Below are 23,155 nucleotides of genomic sequence, written 5' to 3' on the forward strand. Positions count from 1 at the left end.
AGTGTAACAGTGTGTAAACGCTGACAGCGCGTAGATGCCAAACGCAGCACATTTCAGGTCTACAGGGTCGCGCCGCCGCGCCTGTTCCGAATGGGGAAGAGTGGGGAATGAGAACAATCGAAGCAACCGAGGGTGCGCTGCGGGCGAGCCCGGTGACCTGGCTGGTGACCGGTGCCGCAGGGTTCATCGGCTCGCACCTGTGCCAGCGTCTGCTGCAGCTGGGTCAGCATGTGCGCGGCCTGGACAACTTCGCAACCGGCCACCGTCACAATCTTGAGGCGTTGCACCAGGAGGCGCCAGGGGCGGGCAGCTTCGAATTTCAGGAGGGGGATATCCGTTCGCTCGCGGATTGTCGGCAGGCCGTGGAGGGTGTCCACTACGTGCTCCACGAAGCAGCGCTGGGCAGTGTTCCCCGCTCTCTGGAGGATCCTCTCCTGACCAATGCCGCCAACATCGATGGCTTTGTCAACATGCTGGTGGCCGCGCGTGACGCCGGCGTCAGGCGTTTCGTCTATGCCGCCTCGTCATCGACCTACGGTGATCATCCGGGTTTGCCCAAGGTCGAGGACGAGATTGGCAAGCCGCTGTCGCCCTACGCCGTGACCAAATATGTCAACGAGCTTTACGCGGATGTGTTCGGGCGGGCCTACGGCATGCAGACGGTTGGCCTGCGCTATTTCAATGTGTTCGGGCCCCGGCAGGACCCGCAGGGTGCCTACGCTGCCGTTATTCCGCGCTGGTTCGGCGAACTCACCGCCGGGCAGCGCTGCCAGATCAACGGTGATGGCGAAACCTCGCGCGACTTCTGTTACATCGACAACGTGGTGCAAGCCAACCTGCTGGCGGCCACCGTGGAGTCGCCGGAGGCGGTGAACCAGGTCTACAACGTGGCTTACGGCGGGCGCACAACGCTGAACGCCCTGTACTACGGCATACGTGACCTGTTGAGTGAGCGTAGTCCGGAGTTGGCCGCCCTGGAGCCGGTCTACGCAGATTTCCGGGAAGGCGATGTACGGCATTCCCAGGCGGACATCAGCAAAGCAGCGCGCCTGCTGGGGTATACGCCACAGTACGCGGTTGAAGAAGGTCTGGCCCGCACCGCGGCGTGGTTTATGGGGCAGTCATCCAAATGAGCGATTTATCCATGCAAGAAACGGTAGCAATTGTTGGGCTTGGCTATGTTGGCCTTCCTCTGGCGGTCGCCTTCGGCCGCAAGCGCCGCACCATCGGCTTCGACCTGAATGCACGCAAGCTTGCCCATTACCGTGCCGGCCATGATCCGAGTGGCGAGGTGTCGCCAGAGGCGCTGGCTTCGGCTTCACAGTTGGAGTTCACCACCGAGCCTGCGGCGCTTTCTGAGGCGTCTATTATTATTGTGGTGGTGCCGACGCCGATTGACCACGCCCATCGGCCGGACCTGAGTCCCCTTGAAGGGGCGTCGCGCACTGTGGCGCAACACCTGCGCCCGGGCACGGTGGTCATCTTCGAGTCCACGGTATACCCGGGGTGTACGGAGGAAGTGTGCGTGCCCCTGCTGGAGGCCGGTTCAGGGCTGACCTGGGCGGGTCGCAGCGGAGAGGATGTCGCGGCGGATGCCGGTTTTTTCATTGGCTACTCGCCGGAACGCATCAACCCCGGTGACAAGGTTCACCGCTTGGAGACCATCACCAAGGTGGTTTCGGGGGACACCCCTGCCACCCTCGATCGCGTTGCCCGACTTTACGAGAGCGTGGTTGACGCCGGCGTGCACCGCGCCGCCAGTGTGAAAGTGGCTGAGGCGGCCAAGGTCATCGAGAATACCCAGCGCGACCTGAATATCGCCCTCATGAACGAGTTGGCGATGATCTTCAACAAGCTGGGCATCGACACCCTGGATGTGCTGGAGGCGGCGGGCACCAAATGGAATTTTCTGCCGTTCCGTCCCGGTTTGGTGGGGGGGCATTGTATTGGTGTGGACCCGTACTACCTCACTTACAAGGCCGAGAGCGCGGGCTACCATCCGCAGGTCGTGCTCGGTGGGCGCAAAACGAACGATGGCATGGGCAAGTTCATCGCCGAGCAGACGGTCAAGCAACTGGTCAGCCGTGGACACCCGGTGGCAGGTGCGCGTGTCACCGTGCTGGGCCTGACCTTCAAGGAGAACTGCCCGGACCTGCGCAACTCGCGGGTTGAGGACATCATCCGTGAATTGCAGGACTACTGCTGCGATGTGACGGTGCACGACCCCCTCGCCGATGCGGCGGAGGCGGAAGAGGAGTACGGCATCGAGCTGGTCAGCTGGGCATCGCTGCCCGCGGCGCATGCCGTGGTGTTGGCTGTGCCACATGCCGAGTATCTGGCAAAGGGCCTGGAAGTCGTCACCCCGATTCTGGCGCCGGGCGGTGTGGTTATCGACGTGAAGGGCGTGCTGGACCGGGCAGAGGCCGCCACCGCCGGTTTGCCACTCTGGCGACTGTAGTGCGCTGAGTGTCTGCCTTGAACTGGTTCACAATCCGGGAAGTCAAGGCACATGTTACCTTGCGGTACAATGGCTTTGCCTGCACCATTAGGGTCATAACGAGCAACCCGTAGAGACGCGTCGCCATGTACGACCAGTTCTACCGCTTCAATTCGGAGCCTTTCCGGCTCAGTCCGGACCATGCTTTCGCCTATGCCCACAAGGGCTATATCAAGGCGCGCGCCTACATGGCGTACGCGTTCATGCGCGAGGAAGGCTTTGTCATGGTCACCGGCCGCCCCGGCACCGGCAAGACCACGCTGGTCGGCGCGCTGATTGAACACCTCAGCGGCGAAAACGTGCGGGTGGCCAACCTGGTGTGCAGCCAGCTGAAAGCTGACGACTTGCTGAAGCTCGTCGCCTATGAGTTCGGGGTGACGGTTGATGTCGTGGAAAAAGGCGAGTTGCTGCAGCGACTTACCCAGCAGCTGCGCGCCTGGCACCGCGATGGGCGGCGAGCGCTGCTGATCGTCGACGAGGCGCAGGATCTCGCGGTGTCCGCGATGGAAGAGCTGCGTCTGCTGACCAACATTCAGGTCGCTGGGAAACCCCTGCTGCAAATATTTCTCCTCGGTCAACCCGAGCTGCGGGAACTGGTGCTGCGCCCCGAGCTGGAACAGGTGCATCAGCGCATTGTTGCGGCCAGTCATCTGAAGTCACTCGAGCTGGAAGAAACGCGGGAGTACATTCTGCATCGGCTCGACGTCGTCGGCTGGCGGGGCGATCCGGCCTTCAGTCAGGCGGTATTCCCCCTGGTGTACAAGTTCAGTGAAGGGATACCGCGGCGCATCAACCTCATTTGCAGTCGACTGCTGCTGCACTGTGCCCTGGAGCAGCGGCATCGTGTGGAAGTCGCGGATGTGCGCGAGGTGATTGGCGAACTGCAGGACGAGCATCTGGCTGCTGGTGCCAGCTGGTCCGAGGCGGATTTTCACGGGCTGGAGGACACGCCGGATGAAGCGCCCGCGGCAGCGCAGGGTGACGCGGACCCTGAGGTTGCTGGTGCACGTGACACCGAGCAGCGCGACGAAGGAGAGATTGCCGCCGGCGACGCCGGGCGGGCGGATGACGCCGTCCAGCAGCAGCCGGAACAGCAGGTGGTTCGTGGACGTCAGCACCTGACGGTGGTTGCCGGCGCCGCCGGCGTGACGGCGCGGCGCACCGGCACCGACGAATCAGTTCCAACGCCGATACACGGACATGTAGAGACAGAAGTCGCGGTTACCGCAGCGGTGGACGCGATGCGCGCCACGGAAACGATTGCGCCCGCCCCTGCGCCAGCATCAACAGCACAGGACGCGGCGAGTGACCAGCCTTCCGTCAAGGGGAGGCCGGCACCGGGTGGAGCGACCGTGGCGTCGGGTAGGACACGGCGCGCTGCGCCCGCAAAAAAGGGGCGGGTAACGAAGCCGACCACCGCGGCGCGCGGCGGCCACAGTGCCCAGAGCCCGGGCGGGGAGCTTGGCGGGGGCTGGGTGATCGGCGGAATCCTGCTGGCGTCCATTGCCCTGGTCGCCTGGGCGGCTACCGGGTTCAGCTTCGGGTTTTTTCTGGAATAGTGGGGAAAACGGTGGGATATTGCCCATCGAATGTGGTTACCTGTTGTTACGCTGGCAGTTGTTTTTGTGCTGACGACGTGGCACCTGGCAAACGTGGTAAAACAAAATGGGCCGCCAATGGCTCGCTGAGGAGTAGAAGAAGATGAGCATATTCACCGAACTTCCAGAGGGGCGTTCGCCTGTTGCCCGCGTGCTGGCAGCGCTGATGGTCTTGACCCTGGCGGCCTGTGCCTCACATCCACCGGCGCCGGTCGCAGAGCGGTCTGCGGCGCCAGATTACAACTATGTCATCGGTCCCGGCGATACGATGGAGATTTTCGTCTGGGGTAACCCGGAACTCACCACGACGGGCATTGTGCGTCCGGACGGCAAGTTCACCACGCGTCTGGTTGAGGATCTGCAGGCGAGTGGTCGTACCTCGACCGAACTGGCGCGTGATATCGAGAAAGCCTATGGCGATTACGTGCGCCAGCCAGTGGTCAGTGTCATCGTTAACGGATTTGTGGGCGTGCCTGAGCAGCAGGTGCGCGTCGTGGGCGAAGCAGCAACACCCTCCAGCGTACCCTATCGACAGCACATGACGCTGCTCGACCTGATGATCGCGGTGGGCGGGATGACCGAGTTTGCCGCGGGCAATAAATCGGTACTGGTACGTACCCACGGTGGCACGCAGGACTCCTACGGCCTGCGTCTGGATGACCTTCTGAAGAAGGGCGACATCTCCGCAAACATGGCGCTGCAGCCCGGCGACATCGTCATCATATCCGAGAGCTGGTTCTGATGCGTTTGGCGCAGTTTCGGTCGGTCGCGGAGTAGCGAGCCATGCAGGATGTGTTTGCGCAACTGGTCAGCTATGTGCTGGGGGTCTGGCGGCACCGCTGGCTCGCGCTCGCCACGGCCTGGGTGTTGGCCCTCACGGGCTGGGCTTACGTCTGGCAGATGCCGGAGTCCTACGTGGCGACGGCCCGCATGCACGTGGACACGAACTCCGTCCTGCGCCCGCTCATGCGCGGGCTCACCATCACGCCGGACATCAACCAGCGCATCCAGATGATGAGCCAGACGCTGCTCAGCCGGCCGAATATGGAGCGGCTGGCGCGCATGACCGATCTGGACCTCGGGGCGACCACGGAGGTCGAGAAAGAAGCGTTGATCAAGCGTATGCAGGAGTCCATTGGGCTGTCCGGCAGTCGTGGCAACACCTCGCTCTATACCATTTCCGTGACGGACCCAGACCGGGAGACCGCCCGGCGCGTGGCGCAGGCGCTGATCACGGTGTTCATCGAAAATTCCATGAGTGACAAACGCGAGGACAGCTCGGACGCGCAGAGCTTCCTGCAACAGCAAATCGCCGAGTCGGAGCAGCGGCTGGTCGAGGCCGAGCGCCGGCTGGCCATGTTCAAGCAACAGAATGTCGACGTGTTGCCCGGCGGCGGTGGGGACTACTACAGCCGCCTGCAGGAAACCCGGGGTGCCTTGCAACAGGCGCAGCTGCAATTGCGCGAAGTGGAGAACCGCCGGCGTGAGTTGCAGCGCCAAATCGAGGGCGAGGACCCGGTGTTCATCGCGGGTGGCTCAACCGGCACGGCGCAGTCGCCGCTGGACGCCCGGGTACAGTCCCTGCAGCTGCAGATGGACGGATTGCTGGCGCGTTACACCGCGAAGCACCCGGAGGTCGTGCGGTTGCGCGGGCTTATTGAGGAATTGGAAGCAGAGCGCCAGGCCGAGTACGCGCGCATGCGGGAACAGCCCGGTGCCTCGTTCAGTGGCCTGGCCAGCAGCCCGGTCTACCAGGGTATGCGCAGCATGCTGGCGCAGACCGAAGCCGAGGCCGCCGAGCTGCGGGTGCGCGTCGCCGAATTCGAGCGCCGTGCCGACGAGTTGGCGGCGAAGGTGAATCAGATTCCCGAAGTTGAAGCCGAGCTGAAGCAACTGAATCGCGATTACGATGTGATCGCACGGCAGCATCAGCAGATGCTGGAGCGGCGTGAGTCCGCGCGGTTGTCCGGCGATGTGGAAAGCACGGGTGGTGAAGTCAGCTTCCGCGTCATCGATCCGCCGTTTGTGCCGCGTAAACCCAGCAAGCCCAACAAGCTGCTGTTGAACGCCGGCGTGCTGATCGTTGCGCTGGGTGCGGGTGTGGGCGTGGCACTGCTGCTGACGCTGGTGCATCCGATTGTGACCGACGCCCGCATGCTGGCACATTCGACGGGTTTGCCCCTGTTGGGCACCGTCACCTGGAACAAGTCGCCGGAGGAAAAGCGCAGCAGCCTGTGGCGTCTGGCGGGGTTTGCGGTGTGCGGCGGGGCCTTGTTGGTCGCGTTTGCCGGTGTGCTCATCGCGCCGGGGATGACAGCATGATGTCCGTTATCGGGGCCGGTTCGGCTGACAGCAGGCCCAGGGGCCGGAGAGCAGAACAATGAGTACAATCGAGAAAGCCCTCAGCCAGATGGAGGCGGCCAAGAAGTCGCAGCCCCCGCAGCCTGAGCCGCAGAATACGGTGGAGCGGGCCGGCGTAAGCGAGCCGCAGCAGGCCACCGTCGCAGAGCAGCGCGACGAGGACTCTGACTGGCAAAGTGGCGCCGAAGTGCATATTCCCTTCGATGCGCTGCATGCTCAGGGTTTTCTTACGCCCGCGATTCCGCGTAGTGCTATCGCCGAGGAGTTTCGCGCCATCAAGCGGCCTCTGCTGAAAAACGCCTCTGGCGCGTCACCCACGCCCATTCCCAATGCCAACCTGATTATGGTCACCAGCGCGTTGCAGGGGGATGGCAAGACGTTTTCATCGATCAATCTGGCGATGAGTATCGCCATGGAGCGGGACAAGACCGTCTTGTTTGTCGATGCGGATGTGCTCAAGGCCACGGCTGGGCACCGTCTGGGCATTCCCGCTGGTACACCGGGCCTGCTTGATGTCCTGCGTCGCGATGCGAAACCGGAAGACGTCATACTGCGCACCAACATGGAAAAGCTGCGCGTCTTGCCCGCTGGCATCGCCGACGAACATTCCACAGAGCTGTTGGCCAGTGAAAACATGCACCAGTTTATGCTGGAGCTCTCCGCCCGTTACCCCGATCGCATCATCGTCTTTGATTCACCGCCACTGCTGCTCACCACCGAGGCGGGCGTGCTGGCCAGTTTTATGGGGCAGATTGTGTTTGTCGCCTCGGCAGACATTACGCCGCAACACGCGGTCAAGGAGGCGCTGGAACACATCGGCGCCGACAAGATGGTGGCGGTGATGTTGAACCGCGCCTCGCGCCGGCGCATGGGTCTGTTCGGTATGGGTGTCGGCTACGGCTACGGGTATGGCTACGGGTATGGCTATGGTGGCCGTGCCGAGGCCGCCGAGGTGGCGGATCAGGATGCAGCGAGGGCCATGAACCCGTGAAGAGTCCACAGAAAGCCGGCTTAGCAGTCCGTGGGCGCGTACAACCCACCGTCACCTATCGTACCGACGGGCGCCACTGTGGCCCGACGCTCGCTCTCACCGCGCTGGCGGGATTACTGGCAACGCTGCCGGCACTCTCCGCGGAGTGGGAAACCAACGCCGGCATGTCGGTCGGTGGCTATTACTCCGACAACATCTGCCTGGCCCCGAACGACAAGGAAGGCAAGGCGGTGGCGACGGCGCGCCCGGATGTCAGCGTCACCGGGCGCGGCGCACGCGGCAACCTGAACCTGCAGGCGGCGGTTGAGTACAATTCGCTGGGGGACAGCGACCTCGAGTGTGAAACCGGCCAGGCGTCCAACCTGAGCAACCGCAAGTCTTTTATTCCGAGTGTGCGTTTCAACAGCGACTACGAGCTGGTGGAGAACTGGCTGCAACTGGATGCTGCGGCCTCTGCACGGGAAAATGCGCTGAACCCCTTCGGCCCACCCGGCACCGGCAATGGCCGAGACAATACCAACATCGTCTACGACTATACGGTAGGTGCGCTGTTGCAGCGCCGGCTGGCGCAGGCGGCCAACCTGCGTCTGCGCTACGCGTATAACGAGCAGTTCAATGACGCCGATATCTACGGCAACAGCGATGAAGATCGCGTAGAATTCGACCTCGACTCTCTGCCGGGAACGGGGCGCCTGAGTGCCGGGCTCGGCGGTCAGTACAGCAAGATCAACTACGAAGCCACGGACTTCCAGCCGGCTTTCGACAATGAGCTGTCCAATGCCGAGTTCCGCCTCGGTTTCCAGGTGCTGGACAGCCTGCAGTTGAATGGCCTCGCGGGTGAGGAATGGAACGAGTTCACCAGCCAGCGCGAGGATATCGATGGCAGCTACTGGGATGTGGGTGTTCGCTGGACGCCCAACTCCCGGGTGGAAGTCAATGTCGGCACGGGCGAGCGCTTTTTTGGCAGCACCCCCCGGGCGGATATCCGCTACCGCCACAAGCGCAGCGAGTTGAGCGGCAGCTACGTGCGCACACTCACCCTGCCGCGCACCCTGCGTGGCGCCGATGCCAGCCTGGTCGACCCGAATGATCCGTTTGGCCCGGGCTTTGGGGAGTTGCCTGGCGACCTGCTGGGCAACGAGGGCCTGCCGACGTTCATTGGGAATTCGCCGGTGTTGGATGAGCGCTTTGAGTTGCGCTATCGCTTTGAAGCGCGGAGGAGCTCAGTGACGTTTTCTGCGTCGGATTCGCAGCAGCAGCGGGTGGATGACGGCGCTGAGGGGACCTTCCGCGACGCGGGAGTGACGTTTACGCGCAAGCTTTCCAGCACCCTGTCAGCCAACGTGCGCCTGCGCTGGGATGAGCGTGAGGGAGAGGGCGGTAACTTTGGCGGCTTTGGCCAGAACAGCGAGAGCTGGCTGGCTGGCCTGGGCCTTACGCGCCGGCTCGGCAATGACACCACGCTGACACTGGCCTACCAGTTCCTGACACGGGATTCAGACTTCGCGCTGAATAACTACGACGAGAACCGGATAACGTTCAACGTCAGACACGCCTTCTAGGACGTCTCGATCATGAGTGAACAGACAGGCGCGAACATTCTCTGTGTAGTAGGTGCGCGGCCCAACTTCATGAAGATCGCCCCCATTATGCGTGCCTTCAACGCGGCCGGGAGCGGACTCCGCGCCAGCCTTGTGCACACGGGGCAACACTACGATGCGGCGATGAAGCACGCCTTTTTCGAGCAGTTGCACATTCCGGAGCCCGATGTCGACCTGGGAGTGGGCTCTGGCACGCACGCCGAGCAGACGGCCCAGATCATGCTCAAGTTTGAGCCTGTGCTGGATGCGCAGCAGCCGGATGCGGTGTTAGTGGTGGGGGACGTCAATTCTACTATTGCCTGTGCCCTGGTCGCGGTGAAAAAGGGTATACCGGTTATTCATGTTGAAGCGGGCTTGCGCAGTGGAGACCGCGGTATGCCGGAGGAGATCAATCGCATCCTCACGGATCAGCTGTCCGACCTGCTGTTCACGACGGAGATGTCCGCGGCTGACAACCTGGAGCGCGAGGGCATCAGCCGGGACAAGGTGTTCTTTGTCGGTAACGTGATGATCGATACCCTGCGCTACAATCTGGCGTCGGCGACACCCTCAGCCAGCACGCTGGCCGAGGCGGGCCCCCGCTTCACAGAGGGCTACGGTTTGCTCACCCTGCACCGTCCCTCCAATGTGGATGATCCCACGGTGCTGCGGCGCCTGCTGACGGAACTCGTCGATATCAGTCGCGAGACGCCGCTGGTGTTTCCAGTGCACCCGCGCACGCGCGCCCGCATCCGTGACGCGGGCCTCGATGCCGTGATCGCTGGGGCGGATATCCTCCTGCTGCCGCCACAGGGTTACCTGGAAATGCTCGGCCTGATGCGCGATGCGCGTGTGGTGCTGACGGATTCCGGTGGCATCCAGGAAGAAACCACGGCCCTGGGTGTGCCGTGTATCACGCTGCGCGAGAGCACAGAGCGGCCAATTACCGTTGAACAGGGCACGAACACCGTGGTCGGCACAGAGTCTGCGGCCATCCGCAAGGCCTACCGTGAGGTGATTCAGGGGGGCGGCAAGGCGGGCCGCCAGCCTGAGTACTGGGATGGCCAGGCCGCACAGCGCATCGCATCCATTCTGGCGCGCTGGTGTGGGGGTGTGCGACAAGCATGAGTGTTGCATCGGCTGGCACAGTGAACGCCATGACGGTGGATGTAGAGGACTATTTCCAGGTTTCCGCGTTTGAGTCGCAGGTGAGTCGCGCAGAGTGGGAGACGACCCCGCTGCGTGTGCAGGCCAATGTCGAGCGCATCCTGGCACTGTTCGATAGACATGACGTCAAGGCCACCTTCTTTACGCTTGGCTGGGTGGCGGAGCGCCACCCCGAGATGGTGCGCCGGATAGTCGCTGAAGGCCATGAGCTTGCCAGTCACGGTTGGGAGCACACACGGGTTACCACCCAGCTACCCCCGGCGTTCCTCGATGATGTGCGGCGTACCAAGGCCCTGCTGGAAGACATCGCAGGTGTTGAGGTCAAGGGTTATCGCGCGGCCAGCTACTCCATCGGTCGCGACAACCTCTGGGCCCTGGATACGCTGGCTGATGCGGGCTATCGCTACAGTTCCAGCATCGCGCCTATCCGACATGACCTCTACGGGATGCCGGAAGCACCACGTTTCGCTTTTTCAGCGGCGTCGGGCCGGCTGGCGGAAATTCCCGTGACCACGCTGCCCCTCGCCGGGCGTAATATCAACTGTGGCGGCGGAGGCTGGTTCCGCCTGTTTCCCTACGCGTTCTCGCGTTGGGCGCTACGCCGGATCAACCACAGGGAAAGCCAGAGTGCGCACTTCTATTTCCACCCCTGGGAAATCGATCCTGAACAACCCCGGCCGCCGGGTCTGACCGCCCGCACACGCTTTCGCCACTACCTGAACCTGGGCCGGATGGAGTCACGCCTGCAGCGGCTGCTGGGTGATTTTCGCTGGGACCGTATGGATCGCGTATTTGCCCCGGCGATAGCCGCGCCGGAAACGTTGCCGCAGCCGGCCTTTGGCGCCTCAGGCGCCCGTAGCGGTCTGCGGCAGGAGGTGGGCGCGTGACGGTGCGGGTGCGCTGTGCGGAAGCCGCTGACGAGCCGGTCTGGGAGCGGTTCGTGCAGCAATGCCCGCAGGCCACCTTCTTTCATCGCTTCGGTTGGAAACGGGTGCTGGAAGGCGCCTTGCGGCATCGCTGCCATTTTTTGCTGGCCGAGGAACATGGGGCCGTGGTGGGCGTCCTGCCGCTCGCGGAGGTGCGCAGTCGTCTGTTCGGATACAAACTGGCCGGCCTGCCTTTCTGTGTGTATGGGGGAATCGCCTCAGCGCATGAACAGGCCGCTGGCGTGTTGCGGCGCGAGGCCGAGGCTCTGGCCGTGCGCCTCGGTGTAGATGCCCTGGAACTGCGCAATTGCGCAAGCAGTGATAGCGGGTGGCCTGTGAAAGAGCTTTATTACACCTTTCGCAAGCCAATCACCTCGGATAACGATGCCAACCTCAAGGCCATACCCAATCGCCAGCGCGCCATGATTCGCAAAGGTATTCAGGAAGGGCTGGAGGGCGAGGAGGTCGAGGGCACTCAGCGCCTGTATCGCGTGTATGCAGAGAGTGTGCGCAATCTGGGTACTCCGGTGTTCAGCCGACGCTACCTTGACGCACTGCGCGCTGAGTTTGCAGGAGATTGCCGCGTGCTGATGATTCGCCAGTCCGACGAGGATGTCGCCGGGGTGATGAGCTTCTATTTCCGCAACGAGGTATTGCCCTACTACGGCGGCAGCATCGCCCGCGCTCGCAGCATTCGTGGTTGTAACCATTTCATGTACTGGGACCTGATGCGTCGCAGTGCCGAAGAGGGCGTAACGCTGTATGACTTCGGACGCAGCAAGCGCGACACAGGGCCTTTCGACTTCAAGAAAAACTGGGGTTTCGAGCCGCAACCGCTGCCTTACGAATATTTTCTGGTCAACAGCGACCAGGTGCCTGACGTCAACCCCAGTAACCCGAAGTACCGCTTGTTGGTGAATGCGTGGCAGCGACTGCCCTTGCCGGTTGCCAACCTGTTGGGGCCACCGTTGGCCCGCAGTCTGGGATAGGCGCATGGGAGACACGCCGAAGCCCCCGCTGCTGTTTTTGTGCCACCGTATCCCTTATCCACCCAACAAGGGTGACAAGATTCGTTCGTTCCATCTCCTGCATCACCTGAGCCTGCATTTCGATATCCACCTGGGCAGCTTTGTGGATGACCCGGACGACTGGCCCTGGGTGCCGGAACTGGAGAAGTATTGCGCGAGCGTGTTTCTGCGGCCGCTCAACGCGCGGCTGGCCACTTTGCGCAGCGCCTTGGGGCTGGTAACGGGTGAGGCGCTCTCGGTTCCCTACTACAGAGACCGTGCGTTAAGGAGGTGGGTTGCCGACAGTGTTGCCGCTCATGACATTCGGCATGTCATTGTCTATTCGTCATCCATGGCGCAGTTTTTACCGACAGGCAGTCAAGGTTTCCTGCGCAAGGTGATCGATTTTGTGGATGTGGATTCTGACAAATGGTTACAGTACTCGCAGCAGAAAACCTGGCCCTTGAGTTGGGTATATCGACGTGAAGCCCGGTGCCTGCTCGCACTGGAGCAGCAGCTTGCAGAAGAGTTTGATGCCGGTTTGTTCGTATCGTCTACCGAAGCTGATTTGTTTCATAAGCTTTCTCCGGAAACAGCGCACAAAATCGGTTTCTACAATAACGGTGTGAACTGCGATTACTTTGATCCTGCCTACGATGAGTCGGCGCCCCAGCCTAGCCCCTATCCCCAGGGAAGCCTCCCGCTGGTGTTCACGGGAGCAATGGACTACTGGCCAAATATCGATGCTGTGGTGTGGTTTACGCACAACGTGTTGCCTCTTTTGCGTCGTAGCTATCCTGAGATCAGCCTGACTATCGTCGGCGGCAATCCTGCACGGGCGGTGCGCCAGTTGGCGCAGCAGGCGGGTGTGACGGTAACGGGGCGCGTACCCGATGTCCGGCCTTACCTCAAGCATGCACGGGCCGCAATCGCACCCATGCGTATCGCACGTGGTGTGCAGAACAAGGTGTTGGAGGCCATGGCCATGCGTTTACCTGTGCTGGTCAGTACCAAGGGTCTGGAGGGCATAGATGCAAAGGACGGAGATGAAGTGCTTCTCGCGGAATCTGCGTCGGATTATGTCCGGTTGTTCGGCGAACTGGTGCATGGCGAGCACGCCCAGATGGGCGAGAGGGCACGCCACTGCGTGCAGCAGATGTTTAACTGGGCAGAGAACCTGCCAGAGGTAGTATTGTTGCTAGGTAATACCTCTGCAGCACCGCGGTACGCAAGGAAAAGCTGAAATGACGACAAGGCAACTGGATGTTGTGCTGACACGCTCTGAACAGGCTCTGTGGTTCGTGCTGGGCGCTGTGGTGTTCTACGCCTGTGGACTCTTCCTTATTTTCCACGAAACCGTGCATTCGATGGTTGATATCTGGTCGAGGTCTCAAACCTTTGCTCACGGATTTCTCGTTCTCCCTATCAGTATCTGGCTGCTCTGGAGGGAGCGGGAAACATACTATGACTTGCCCGCACGACCGCAACCGTATGCGCTTCTGCCCCTATTGATCTTTGGCGTGATATGGCTCCTTGCCACAATGGTCGACATCGTCGTGCTGGAACAACTCGCATTTGTCGCGATCCTTACCAGCGGTATTTGGGCCATAGTCGGTAATGTCATCGCAGCTCGCGCTGCATTCCCGCTGCTGTTCCTGTTTCTGGCGGTGCCTATGGGCTCGGAGCTGATACCGCCATTGATGAGCCTGACAGCAGCCACCACCGAAATCATGGTGCGTGCCAGCGGCGTTCCTCTCTATCGCGAGGGAATGTACCTCTATCTGCCCACAGGGACATGGTCAGTTATCGCGGAATGTAGCGGCGTTCGCTACCTGATAGCTTCTTTTACACTCGGGCTGATCTACGCATACCTGACCTATAACAGCTTTTGGCGGCGTTTACTTTTCGTACTGGCGTCTATTGCCGTCCCGATTGTCGCAAACAGCCTGCGTGCCTATGGCGTTGTCATGATGGGCCACCTCAGTGACATGCGTCTGGGTGTGGGTGTCGATCACCTGGTGTACGGTTGGGGCTTTTTCGGGCTGGTCATGGTGATTCTGTTCTGGGTTGGTGGGTTTTGGCAGGAGGAAGTCGTAACCACGAGGACGTCCTCAGGTTTGGCGCAGGAAAGCACAGGTGCTTCATCAGTGTCGCTGCTGGCCGCGGCTTTGATCGCAGTAGCGCTCGCAGCGGTTTGGCCGGTGATTGCGCTGACGTCAGACAGAGCGACGACCATGGCGACGGCAGAGGCGATATCAGCGCCCCCGCCCGTTGAAGGTTGGCGTGCCACTGCTACCCCTGAAGGGTTTTGGCACCCGGTGGTAGAGGGGGCCGACCGTAAACTGGACCAGATGTATGATGGCAGGGTGCCTGTCGCACTCTTTCTGAGGCAGTTTTTGACGCAGAAGCAAGGGCTTGAGCTTGTTACAAGCGCCGAACCGTGGAGGCCAGAGCCACGCCAGATGTGGAGAGTCATTGGGCAGCGGCGTGTGCATACCGGGGTGGACTCCCTGGGGTGGGTTGAGGAGGTTCAAGTGCGCTCCGCTTCCCGGATTTACCTTATCTGGTCCTGGTATCATATCGACGGTAGAAACTCAGAAAATCCTTACGCCGCGAAGCTTCTTGAGGCTCGACAGCAACTTTTCGACGGGAGACGCACGGGCGCGCGTATTTTTGTTGCGACACAGATCAATGATGATCTGGATGCATCCAGAGTTCGGCTTACCAGCTTCACCTCTCTGCATCTCGCTTCAATCGTCGATTCTTTGAATCACGGCCTACAAGCACAGTGAGATAGGGCGGTTCATGCACTCAGGAAGCGTAGCTGCTGCCCCTAAGCCGCCTTTGGTAGTCCATGTGATCTATGCGCTGGGTACGGGCGGCCTCGAGAATGGGCTGGTGAATATCATCAATCGATGCCCTCCCGAGCGGTATCGGCACACCATTATCTGCCTGACGCGTAGTGAAGAGTTTGCGGGACGAATCAGGATGCCCGGCGTTGAGGTAATTGAGCTGCACAAAAAACCAGGGCACGACCTGCGTATGTATTGGCGATTGTGGCGTACGCTACGTCGCTTGCGGCCTGCTATTGTGCACACACGTAACCTTGCTGCCCTTGAGACGCAGGCGTTGGGTTTATTGTTGACGGGCTGTAAGCGGGTGCACGGTGAGCATGGCAGGGATGTGAGTGACCTTGATGGCAGCAATTCCAAGTACAAGCTGTTGCGTAGGGCCCTGAGCCCGTTGATCCATCGATTCATCGCGGTCAGCCGTGACCTTGCTGACTGGTTGGTTACCGCTGTGGGCATCCCCGACGACAAAGTCGTGCAGATATACAACGGGGTGGCGCATGACAGGTTTTCGCCGCGGAATATGAAAAATGGCGATTCTTGTCGGGCAAGCGGCACCGCAGAGATCGCAGTGTCGGGTATGCCCGAAGGCTTTTGGGGTGGCACGGAGTGTAGAGTCGTCGGTACTGTAGGGCGGCTTGCGGCGGTAAAGGACCAAAGGACCCTTCTGCTCGCTTTTGCCGAGGTCTTGCGTTCGAGCCCTCAGCAAAGGAACAGCCTGCGCTGTATACTCGTCGGCGATGGGCCCGAACGTTCCGCGCTGGAGAACCTGATTGCAGAACTGGGGATAGAGGGCAGCGTCTGGATGGCTGGTGACCGGGACGACATACCTGAGTTGCTAGCGTGTCTGGATGTGTTCGTATTGCCTTCTCTGGGTGAAGGCATTTCCAACACTGTTCTGGAGGCCATGGCCAGTGGTTTGCCTGTTGTCGCCACTCGTGTAGGTGGCAACCCCGAACTGGTGGAGGATGGGGTTACTGGACTGCTGGTCCCGGTGGGTGATGTAACAGCATTGGCGAATGCACTACTGACGCTGGTCGAAGACCCCACGCAGTGCGAGCAAATGGCTCACGCCGCTGTGCGGCGTGTTCGACGGGATTTTGACTGGGAGCGAACAGTGTCCTCATATCTCCAGGTTTATGACGATCTCCTGGGCTGCCGCCGACCACCGGAATCAATGGACAGGACCTGACTATGTGTGGCATTGCCGGTATTTTTGATCTGACCCAGCAGCGCGAGCCGGATCGTGCTTTGCTCGAAGCCATGAATCAGACCCAGTTTCATCGCGGCCCTGATGAGGGCGGTGTTTTCCTGGCGCCTGGGGTCGGCCTCGCTCACCGCAGGCTGTCCATTATTGATCTGGCCAGTGGGCAGCAGCCCATGTTCAGTGCGGATAACACACTCTGTGTTGTCTATAACGGGGAAATCTACAACTTCAAAGCGCTTGCCAGTGAGTTGGAAGCGCTCGGTTTCCACTTTCGCACGCACTGTGACACCGAGGTCATTCTCTATGCCTGGCAAGCCTGGGGTGAGCGCTGTGTAGAGCGTTTCCGCGGTATGTTCGCCTTTGCCCTGTACGATTCGAATGCCCGCAGCCTGTTTCTCGCCAGGGACCGGTTCGGCATCAAGCCCTTCTTTTACAGTGTACTGGCAGATGGCCAGCTGATATTCGGTTCCGAACTCAAGGTGATCAAGGCGCACCCCGGGCTGCCCCGCGCGCTGCAGCCACAGGCTGTCGAGGATTATTTCGCACTGGGTTATGTGCCGGAGCCGAAAACCATCTATCGCGGTGTATTCAAGTTGCGTCCCGGCCACACGATGTTGTTCCGCCATGGCGAACCCGTGCCCGCACAGAAACAGTTCTGGGATATTCCCTTCAAGCCGGTAGCGGTGGCGAGCGAGGCCGATCTGCAGGCCGAATTGATCGCCAGACTGCGCGAGGCGGTGCAGGTGCGCATGGTGGCCGAAGTGCCGCTGGGTGCCTTCCTTTCGGGCGGTGTGGATTCCAGCGCGGTTGTGGCGATGATGGCGGAATTGCAGAGCGATCCCGTAAACACCTGCGCTATCGGATTTGATGTCAAGCAGTTCAATGAAACCGAGTATGCCGCGCGCGTTGCAGAGCGTTATCACACCAACCATTTTCAGGAAATCGTCAGTAGCGAGGACTTTGATCTTCTTGATGAGCTTGCCGCGCTCTACGACGAGCCCTACGCCGACAGTTCGGCGATCCCGACCTACCGTGTGTGTCAGCTGGCCAAAAAACGGGTGACGGTGGCCCTGTCAGGTGATGGCGGTGATGAACACTTTGCGGGCTACCGGCGCTATCGCTGGCATATGCACGAAGAGCGTTTGCGGCAGGCGCTGCCATTGGGCCTGCGCAAACCTGTCTTTGGCGCTCTTGGCCGGTTGTATCCCAAGGCGGATTGGGCGCCCCGGGTATTCCGTGCAAAAACAACCTTCCAGGCGCTGGCGCGAAACTCGGTGCAGGCCTACCTGCATTCGGTGTCGATCTGCAGCGATGAGCAGCGTGCTGCACTTTTCAGCGACAACTTCAAGCGCGAATTGCAGGGCTATTCGGTACACAGCGTATTTGATGAACATGCGGCTAACAGCCCCACCGACGATCCGCTGTCGATGATTCAGTACCTGGACATGAAAACCTACCTGGTGGGCGACATCCTGACCAAGGTGGACCGCGCCAGCATGGCCCATGCGCTGGAAGTTCGTGTGCCCCTGCTGGATCATCCGCTCACCGAATGGGTTTCCGGGTTGGCCCCGGAATGGAAGCTGCGCGGCCAGGAGGGGAAGTACCTCTTGAAGAAGTCACTCGAGTCCCGCCTGCCGCAGGATGTGTTGTACCGCGACAAGATGGGCTTCGGTGTGCCTCTGGCCAAGTGGTTCCGCGGTCCGCTCAAAGAGCGTTTGCGGAAGGATCTCCTGGAGTCCGGCGGCCTCGCGGCCACCGGGCTGTTCAATCAGGAGTATCTGGCGCGTCTGGTTGATGAGCACCAGTCCGGACGACGCGATCACAGTGCTCCGCTGTGGACCTTGTTGATGTTCCAGGCCACGGTGCGTGATGACCAGTTTGTGGTGGCAGCGTGAGCGGAGGCCCGATGCGTATTCTGCATATCCTCGATCATTCCATACCGCTGCACAGTGGTTACACGTTCCGCACGCGCAATATTCTGCGGGGCCAGCGCGCCCTGGGCTGGCACACAGCCCACGTCACCGGGCTCAAGCAGGGGGTGAGTGACGTAGCGGAAGAAACCGTCGATGGCCTGCACTTCTACCGCACCAGCCCGGGTAACAACCCGCTATCCCGCTTGCCTGTGCTTGACCAGTGGGAGGTGGTGACAACGCTGGCGCGGCGCATTGTGGAGGTGGCAGCGATTGAGAAGCCGGACGTTCTCCATGCCCACTCGCCAGCCTTGAATGGCCTGGCGGCCCTGCGCGCTGGTCGTGAGCTTGGATTGCCGGTCGTCTATGAGTGTCGTGCCTTTTGGGAAGATGCCGCGGTGGATCACGGCACGAGTCGGGAGTGGGGGCCGCGCTATCGCGTCACACGAGCGCTTGAGACGCGCGTTTTTCGGCGCGCCGATGCCGTCACCACCATCTGTGAGGGTTTGCGAGCTGAAATCGCCGGGCGGGGCATAGATGCCGCCAAGATTACGGTCATACCGAACGCGGTCGATACCGAAGGCTTCACCTATGGCGCAGCGGCGAACCCCGAATTACAGCGGGAGCTCGGGCTTGAGGGCAAGACGGTACTGGGGTTCATCGGATCCTTCTACGCCTACGAGGGTATTCCCCTGTTGCTGGATGCACTGCCAGCGCTGTTGGAGCAACACCCCGAACTTCGCCTGCTGCTGGTGGGTGGTGGACCACAGGAGGAACAGATTCGTGGCAAGATTGCCAGCCTGAATCTTGAGGATATCGTCATCCTTACCGGGCGTGTCCCGCATGCGCAGGTACAGGACTATTACAACCTTGTGGATATCTTTACCTACCCCCGCCTGCCGATGCGCCTGACCGAATTGGTAACGCCGCTCAAGCCGCTGGAAGCCATGGCCCAGGGTCGACTGGTTGTGGCATCGGATGTGGGTGGGCACAGGGAACTGGTGCGCTCTGGCGACACCGGGATGCTGTTTACCGCGGGAGATGCCGGGGCGTTGGCGGCTGCCGTCACCGGGCTTCTGGCACGCAGAGGTGACTGGCCGGCTATGCGCGAACGCGGTCGTGCCTTTGTCGAGCAGGAGCGGACGTGGACGGCGAGCGTTGCGCGCTATGCGGCTGTCTATGGTGGTATGAAGTGAGCCAGTTGCACCTGGGCCTCGTCGGGCCTGTGCCGCCGCCCAATGGCGGCATGGCCATGCAGACAGAACAACTGGCGCGGTTGCTGCGGGCCGAGGGACTGCAGGTCTCGCAGGTGGCGACGAACGCGCCCTACCGCCCTGCGTGGGTTGGTCGCGTGCCTGGATTGCGCGCCCTCAGTCGGTTTATTCCGTACCTGTGGGCGGTGTGGCGCCTGGCGGGGAAGGTTGACCTTATCCACCTGATGGCGAATTCCGGTTGGTCCTGGCAGCTATTCTCGGCACCAGTGTTATGGCTGGCGCCACTGCGGCGTTGTCCGGTGATTGTGAATTACCGGGGAGGCGAGGCGCAGGTCTATTTCGCGCGATCCTGGAACCGGGTGAAGCCGTCCCTGAACAGGGCTGCCTTGATTGTGGTGCCCTCAGGGTATCTGAGCGCGGTGTTCAATAGCTACGGGCAGCCCACGCGCATTATCCCCAACATAGTCGACCAGAGTGTTTTCAAACCTGCGCACGATACGTCGGTTTCAGCACGACCCTTCACACTGGTGATCACGCGCAACCTGGAACCCATCTACGGTATTGAAACTGCGCTCAGGGCGCTTGCGGAGGTTTTGCAGACTGCCCCGGCAACCCGTATGCGCATTGCCGGCAGTGGGCCACAGGAGAGCGAGCTGCGTGGTCTTGCCTCTACTTTGGGCGTCGACGGGGCGGTGGAGTTCACCGGAAGGCTTGATCGACCCGGTATCGCCCGGCTCTACGCCGAAGCGGATGCCATGTTGAACCCTACCACGGTCGACAACATGCCGAACTCGGTGATTGAAGCCCTGGCCTGCGGTGTGCCCGTCATCTCCACTGAGGTTGGCGGGGTGCCCTATATCGTGCAAGACGAGCACACAGCGCTGCTGGTGCCCGCAGACGACCCTGCGGCGATGGCGTCAGCGATTCTTCGGTTGCAGAACGATGTGGCGATGCGGAATCACCTGAGCGCTCAAGGCCTGGTGCAGGTGGCACAGTATGCCTGGCCGGCGGTGAGAGAACGGTGGCTCGCGGCCTACTACGAGGTCGCTGGTCGTGAGCCGGAGGCGGTAGTATGAGCCTCTACCAGAAAGCTGTCTCGGAGCTGCTGTTCCCGCTGCATGAAAAGCTCAAAGGGCATGACACCCTTGCCGTTCACAAGGCGATGGAGAAATCGCAGTGGCTTTCACCGCAGGGCCTGGCGGAGTTGCAACTCGATAACCTGCGTCGCTTTTTGGCCAGGATTGGGCAATCAGTGCCTTACTACCGGGAGTTGTTCAAAGCGCTGGACTTCGATCCTGGGCAGGTGAACTCGCTCAAGGAACTGCAGCGGCTCCCGTTGCTTGACAAGGCGACGATACGTGCCAACACCGATGCCCTGAAGGCAGAGGGCGCACAGAGGCTCAAGCGTTTCAATACCGGGGGCTCAAGTGGTGAGCCGCTCATCTTCTATTTGGGTAATGAGCGTGTAAGCCACGATGTGGCAGCAAAGCGACGCGCGACCCGCTGGTGGGATGTAGACATCGGCGATCGTGAGATTGTGGTGTGGGGTTCCCCCATCGAGTTGGGCGCTCAGGACCGGGTTAGATGGGTGCGAGACAAGCTGTTCAGGACTGAGCTTCTCTCGGCGTTTGAGATGTCCCAGGCCAATCTGCAGAAGTTTGTAGAACGGATTCGGGCGTCACGACCAAGAATGCTTTTTGGGTATCCATCGTCGCTTGCGCTGATCGCGCAGTTTGCAAAGGAGCAGGAGATTCCCCTGGACGATCTGGGTGTTCGCGTGGCATTTGTTACCTCAGAGCGCCTGTACGATCATCAAAGGGCGGTAATCGAACAAACCTTTGGCTGCCCCGTTGCCAACGGTTACGGTGGTCGTGACGCAGGCTTTATCGCCCACGCCTGCCCGGCAGGCAGCTTGCATATCACGGCCGAGGACATGGTGCTGGAGATCGTTGACCCTGCGGGTAACGTGTTGCCGGCGGGGGAGAGTGGGGAGATCGTCGTAACGCACCTGTTCACCAGCGAATTCCCGTTTGTGCGCTACCGTACCGGAGATGTCGGGACGCTTAGCGACCAGCTTTGTGACTGTGGTCGGAGCTTGCCGGTGCTGTCTAGCGTTGAGGGTCGCACTACGGACTTTGTTACCGCAGCAGACGGCACCATTCTGCATGGCCTCGCTCTGATCTATGTACTGCGTGACATGCCGGGCGTGGCGAATTTTCGTATTGTGCAAGAGTCGTTGGAGTTGACGCGGGTGGAGGTGGTGCCTCGCAACAGCTTGACGGGCGCTATGGTTATCGAGATCGAGTCTGGACTCAGGGCACGTTTGGGTGAGAGTGTGAAAATTGAGGTTCGCGAGGCTGAAGAGATTCCGCGCGAGACTTCGGGCAAATTCCGCTATGTTGTGAGCAGAGTGCCCCCGGCATGATCGACAGCCTTTTTTTGCTCATGGTTATTACATGCGTTTGTTACTTGTTCTGGTGGGCGGATCGACAGGATGATGACTGATGCGTGACCTACTGTTGGTAGGCTTCCTGTTTGTAGCTATTTATTTTTCCTTCCGTCGGCCTTACATCGGGGTGGCGGCCTGGACGTGGATCGCTTTAATTGCGCCGGTGAATTGGGCGTTCGGGTTCTCCCAGAGTTTCAGGTTGAACCTTACCATCGTGCTGGTAACTATGCTGTCTTATCTCTTTGTGGATAAGCGAAAGGAGTTCAGAGTCAATGCCATTGGTTTTTGGGTATTGGCGTTCGGATGTTGGACTCTAGTTAGTACAGTGTTCAATCTGAACTCTGTTTCGGAAAATGTGTGGGCCTACTGGAACCAGTTTGTCAAAGTTCTCCTGTTGTTTTTCTTCATAACCCTGATAGTTCGTAAGAAACTACATCTTGAGGTGTTGGTGTGGACTATTGTGCTCGGAATCTCCGCTTATGCGGCTATGGAGGCAGTAAAATTCGTCCTTTCCGGTGGTGGCCATAGAATTGTTGGCAGAGCAGGGATTATCGCGGATCGCAATGACTTGGCGGTAGCTATCAATATGTGCATACCCCTCATCGTTTATCTTGCGCAGGTAACCGAGCATAAAATGGTTAGGCTAGGCCTTTGGGGGATGGTGGCTCTGAACATAGTCAGCATTGTTGGAACCGGTTCCCGCGGGGGCTTTATCGGTTTGGCTATTCTGGCGTTCGCTTTCTGGCTAAAGTCGCGACACAAGGGAGTATTCGTGGTTCTAGCGTTTGCGATGTTGCCAGTGCTGTACCAAAGTGCACCCGAAGATTGGCGTGAGCGCCAGGCGACTATTGCGACAGCCGCCGAGGAAGATAGCTCCTTTATTGGCAGGCTTTGGGCATGGAAAATATCGACGCTGATTGCGCTTGATCACCCGCTGACCGGTGGTGGGTTTCGTGCTGTGTTGGATCCCCCGATATGGAATTTTTACGCCCCTGACACACCGAACTTTTCGCCGGTTTATACGCCTCCCATTCCGGAAGCCAGCGGCTCGAAGGCGGCCCACAATATTTATTTTCAGGTGTTAGGGGATCACGGCTTCCCCGGGCTTTTCATTTTCCTGATGTTCCTCGCATTGGCGCTATTCAGTAATATGAAGAACGCGAGCCTGGGTAAAAAACACGAGGTGCTTTGGTATCGGCAGCTTGCCAACGCCTTGACCTTGTCGCTTATTGGTTACGGAATTACAGGCGCTAATGTAAGCCTCGCTTACTTTGACCTGTTGTATGCCGTTCTGGGCATAGTTGCGGTGATGACATTACAGCGGCAGTCACTACTTGGTTTGGATCGGGTTCCGACTCGGGAGCAACGCAGCCTTGGATGAGTCAACGCATACACGCCG

18 protein-coding genes are annotated in these 23,155 nt (G+C 60.3%); all 18 read left to right on the top strand.

Annotated elements, in window-relative coordinates; genetic code table 11:
- The first annotated feature begins 107 nt into the window (after positions 1–107).
- The 18 genes from AACZ17_RS10900 to AACZ17_RS10985 all read left to right on the top strand — a co-directional run bounded on the left by AACZ17_RS10900 (position 108) and on the right by AACZ17_RS10985 (position 23,137).
- Entirely contained in the window at positions 108–1,133 is a 1,026-nt protein-coding gene (locus tag AACZ17_RS10900; protein WP_290745854.1) for an SDR family oxidoreductase, read from the top strand.
- Positions 1,134–1,144: 11 nt separating this feature from the next.
- Positions 1,145–2,458 (top strand): nucleotide sugar dehydrogenase, encoded by a 1,314-nt coding sequence (locus AACZ17_RS10905; RefSeq protein WP_290745857.1) that lies wholly within the window; start codon positions 1,145–1,147, stop codon positions 2,456–2,458.
- Positions 2,459–2,583: 125 nt separating this feature from the next.
- Entirely contained in the window at positions 2,584–4,056 is a 1,473-nt protein-coding gene (locus AACZ17_RS10910; RefSeq protein WP_290745860.1) for an AAA family ATPase, read from the top strand.
- Positions 4,057–4,198: 142 nt separating this feature from the next.
- Positions 4,199–4,837, top strand: coding sequence for an XrtA/PEP-CTERM system exopolysaccharide export protein (locus AACZ17_RS10915; protein ID WP_290745863.1), 639 nt, complete (start codon positions 4,199–4,201; stop codon positions 4,835–4,837).
- A 41-nt stretch (positions 4,838–4,878) separates the two neighbouring features.
- Complete coding sequence (locus AACZ17_RS10920; protein ID WP_290745866.1) at positions 4,879–6,417, top strand: XrtA system polysaccharide chain length determinant; 1,539 nt, start codon at positions 4,879–4,881, stop codon at positions 6,415–6,417.
- Between the two features lie 58 nt (positions 6,418–6,475).
- Positions 6,476–7,447 carry an XrtA-associated tyrosine autokinase gene (locus AACZ17_RS10925; protein WP_290745869.1) on the top strand — a complete coding sequence of 324 codons (972 nt, stop codon included), beginning with the start codon at positions 6,476–6,478 and terminating at the stop codon, positions 7,445–7,447.
- A complete protein-coding gene (locus tag AACZ17_RS10930; RefSeq protein WP_290745872.1) occupies positions 7,444–9,009 on the top strand; it encodes a TIGR03016 family PEP-CTERM system-associated outer membrane protein in 1,566 nt (521 codons plus the stop codon). Before AACZ17_RS10925 ends, AACZ17_RS10930 begins: the two co-directional genes overlap by 4 nt.
- 12 nt (positions 9,010–9,021) lie before the next feature.
- The gene (gene wecB / locus AACZ17_RS10935; RefSeq protein ID WP_290745875.1) at positions 9,022–10,155 is read left to right on the top strand and encodes a UDP-N-acetylglucosamine 2-epimerase (non-hydrolyzing); all 1,134 of its coding nucleotides are present in this window, start codon (positions 9,022–9,024) and stop codon (positions 10,153–10,155) included.
- Positions 10,152–11,081, top strand: a complete 930-nt coding sequence (locus tag AACZ17_RS10940; protein ID WP_290745878.1) for an XrtA system polysaccharide deacetylase — start codon at positions 10,152–10,154, stop codon at positions 11,079–11,081. The genes wecB and AACZ17_RS10940 overlap by 4 nt, the downstream gene beginning before the upstream one ends.
- Positions 11,078–12,109: a FemAB family XrtA/PEP-CTERM system-associated protein gene (locus AACZ17_RS10945; RefSeq protein ID WP_290745882.1), complete on the top strand. Its 1,032-nt coding sequence runs from the start codon at positions 11,078–11,080 to the stop codon at positions 12,107–12,109. The genes AACZ17_RS10940 and AACZ17_RS10945 overlap by 4 nt, the downstream gene beginning before the upstream one ends.
- Before the next feature lie 4 nt (positions 12,110–12,113).
- Positions 12,114–13,370, top strand: coding sequence for a TIGR03087 family PEP-CTERM/XrtA system glycosyltransferase (locus AACZ17_RS10950; protein WP_290745886.1), 1,257 nt, complete (start codon positions 12,114–12,116; stop codon positions 13,368–13,370).
- A gap of 1 nt (position 13,371) precedes the next feature.
- Positions 13,372–14,919, top strand: coding sequence for an exosortase A (gene xrtA, locus AACZ17_RS10955; RefSeq protein WP_290745889.1), 1,548 nt, complete (start codon positions 13,372–13,374; stop codon positions 14,917–14,919).
- A gap of 13 nt (positions 14,920–14,932) precedes the next feature.
- The gene (locus AACZ17_RS10960) at positions 14,933–16,168 is read left to right on the top strand and encodes a TIGR03088 family PEP-CTERM/XrtA system glycosyltransferase (RefSeq protein ID WP_290745892.1); all 1,236 of its coding nucleotides are present in this window, start codon (positions 14,933–14,935) and stop codon (positions 16,166–16,168) included.
- A 2-nt stretch (positions 16,169–16,170) separates the two neighbouring features.
- On the top strand, positions 16,171–18,078 hold the full coding sequence (locus tag AACZ17_RS10965; RefSeq protein ID WP_290745894.1) for an XrtA/PEP-CTERM system amidotransferase: 1,908 nt from the start codon (positions 16,171–16,173) through the stop codon (positions 18,076–18,078).
- A gap of 11 nt (positions 18,079–18,089) precedes the next feature.
- Positions 18,090–19,289, top strand: a complete 1,200-nt coding sequence (locus AACZ17_RS10970) for a TIGR04063 family PEP-CTERM/XrtA system glycosyltransferase (RefSeq protein WP_290745897.1) — start codon at positions 18,090–18,092, stop codon at positions 19,287–19,289.
- Positions 19,286–20,383 (top strand): glycosyltransferase family 4 protein, encoded by a 1,098-nt coding sequence (locus AACZ17_RS10975; RefSeq protein ID WP_290745900.1) that lies wholly within the window; start codon positions 19,286–19,288, stop codon positions 20,381–20,383. Before AACZ17_RS10970 ends, AACZ17_RS10975 begins: the two co-directional genes overlap by 4 nt.
- Positions 20,380–21,732 (top strand): AMP-binding protein, encoded by a 1,353-nt coding sequence (locus AACZ17_RS10980; protein WP_290745903.1) that lies wholly within the window; start codon positions 20,380–20,382, stop codon positions 21,730–21,732. The genes AACZ17_RS10975 and AACZ17_RS10980 overlap by 4 nt, the downstream gene beginning before the upstream one ends.
- A gap of 79 nt (positions 21,733–21,811) precedes the next feature.
- Positions 21,812–23,137: a putative O-glycosylation ligase, exosortase A system-associated gene (locus AACZ17_RS10985; RefSeq protein WP_290745906.1), complete on the top strand. Its 1,326-nt coding sequence runs from the start codon at positions 21,812–21,814 to the stop codon at positions 23,135–23,137.
- The last annotated feature ends 18 nt before the right edge of the window (positions 23,138–23,155 follow it).

Origin of the sequence: uncultured Haliea sp. (genome assembly GCF_963973825.1) — a bacterium.
Taxonomy (GTDB): domain Bacteria; phylum Pseudomonadota; class Gammaproteobacteria; order Pseudomonadales; family Halieaceae; genus Haliea.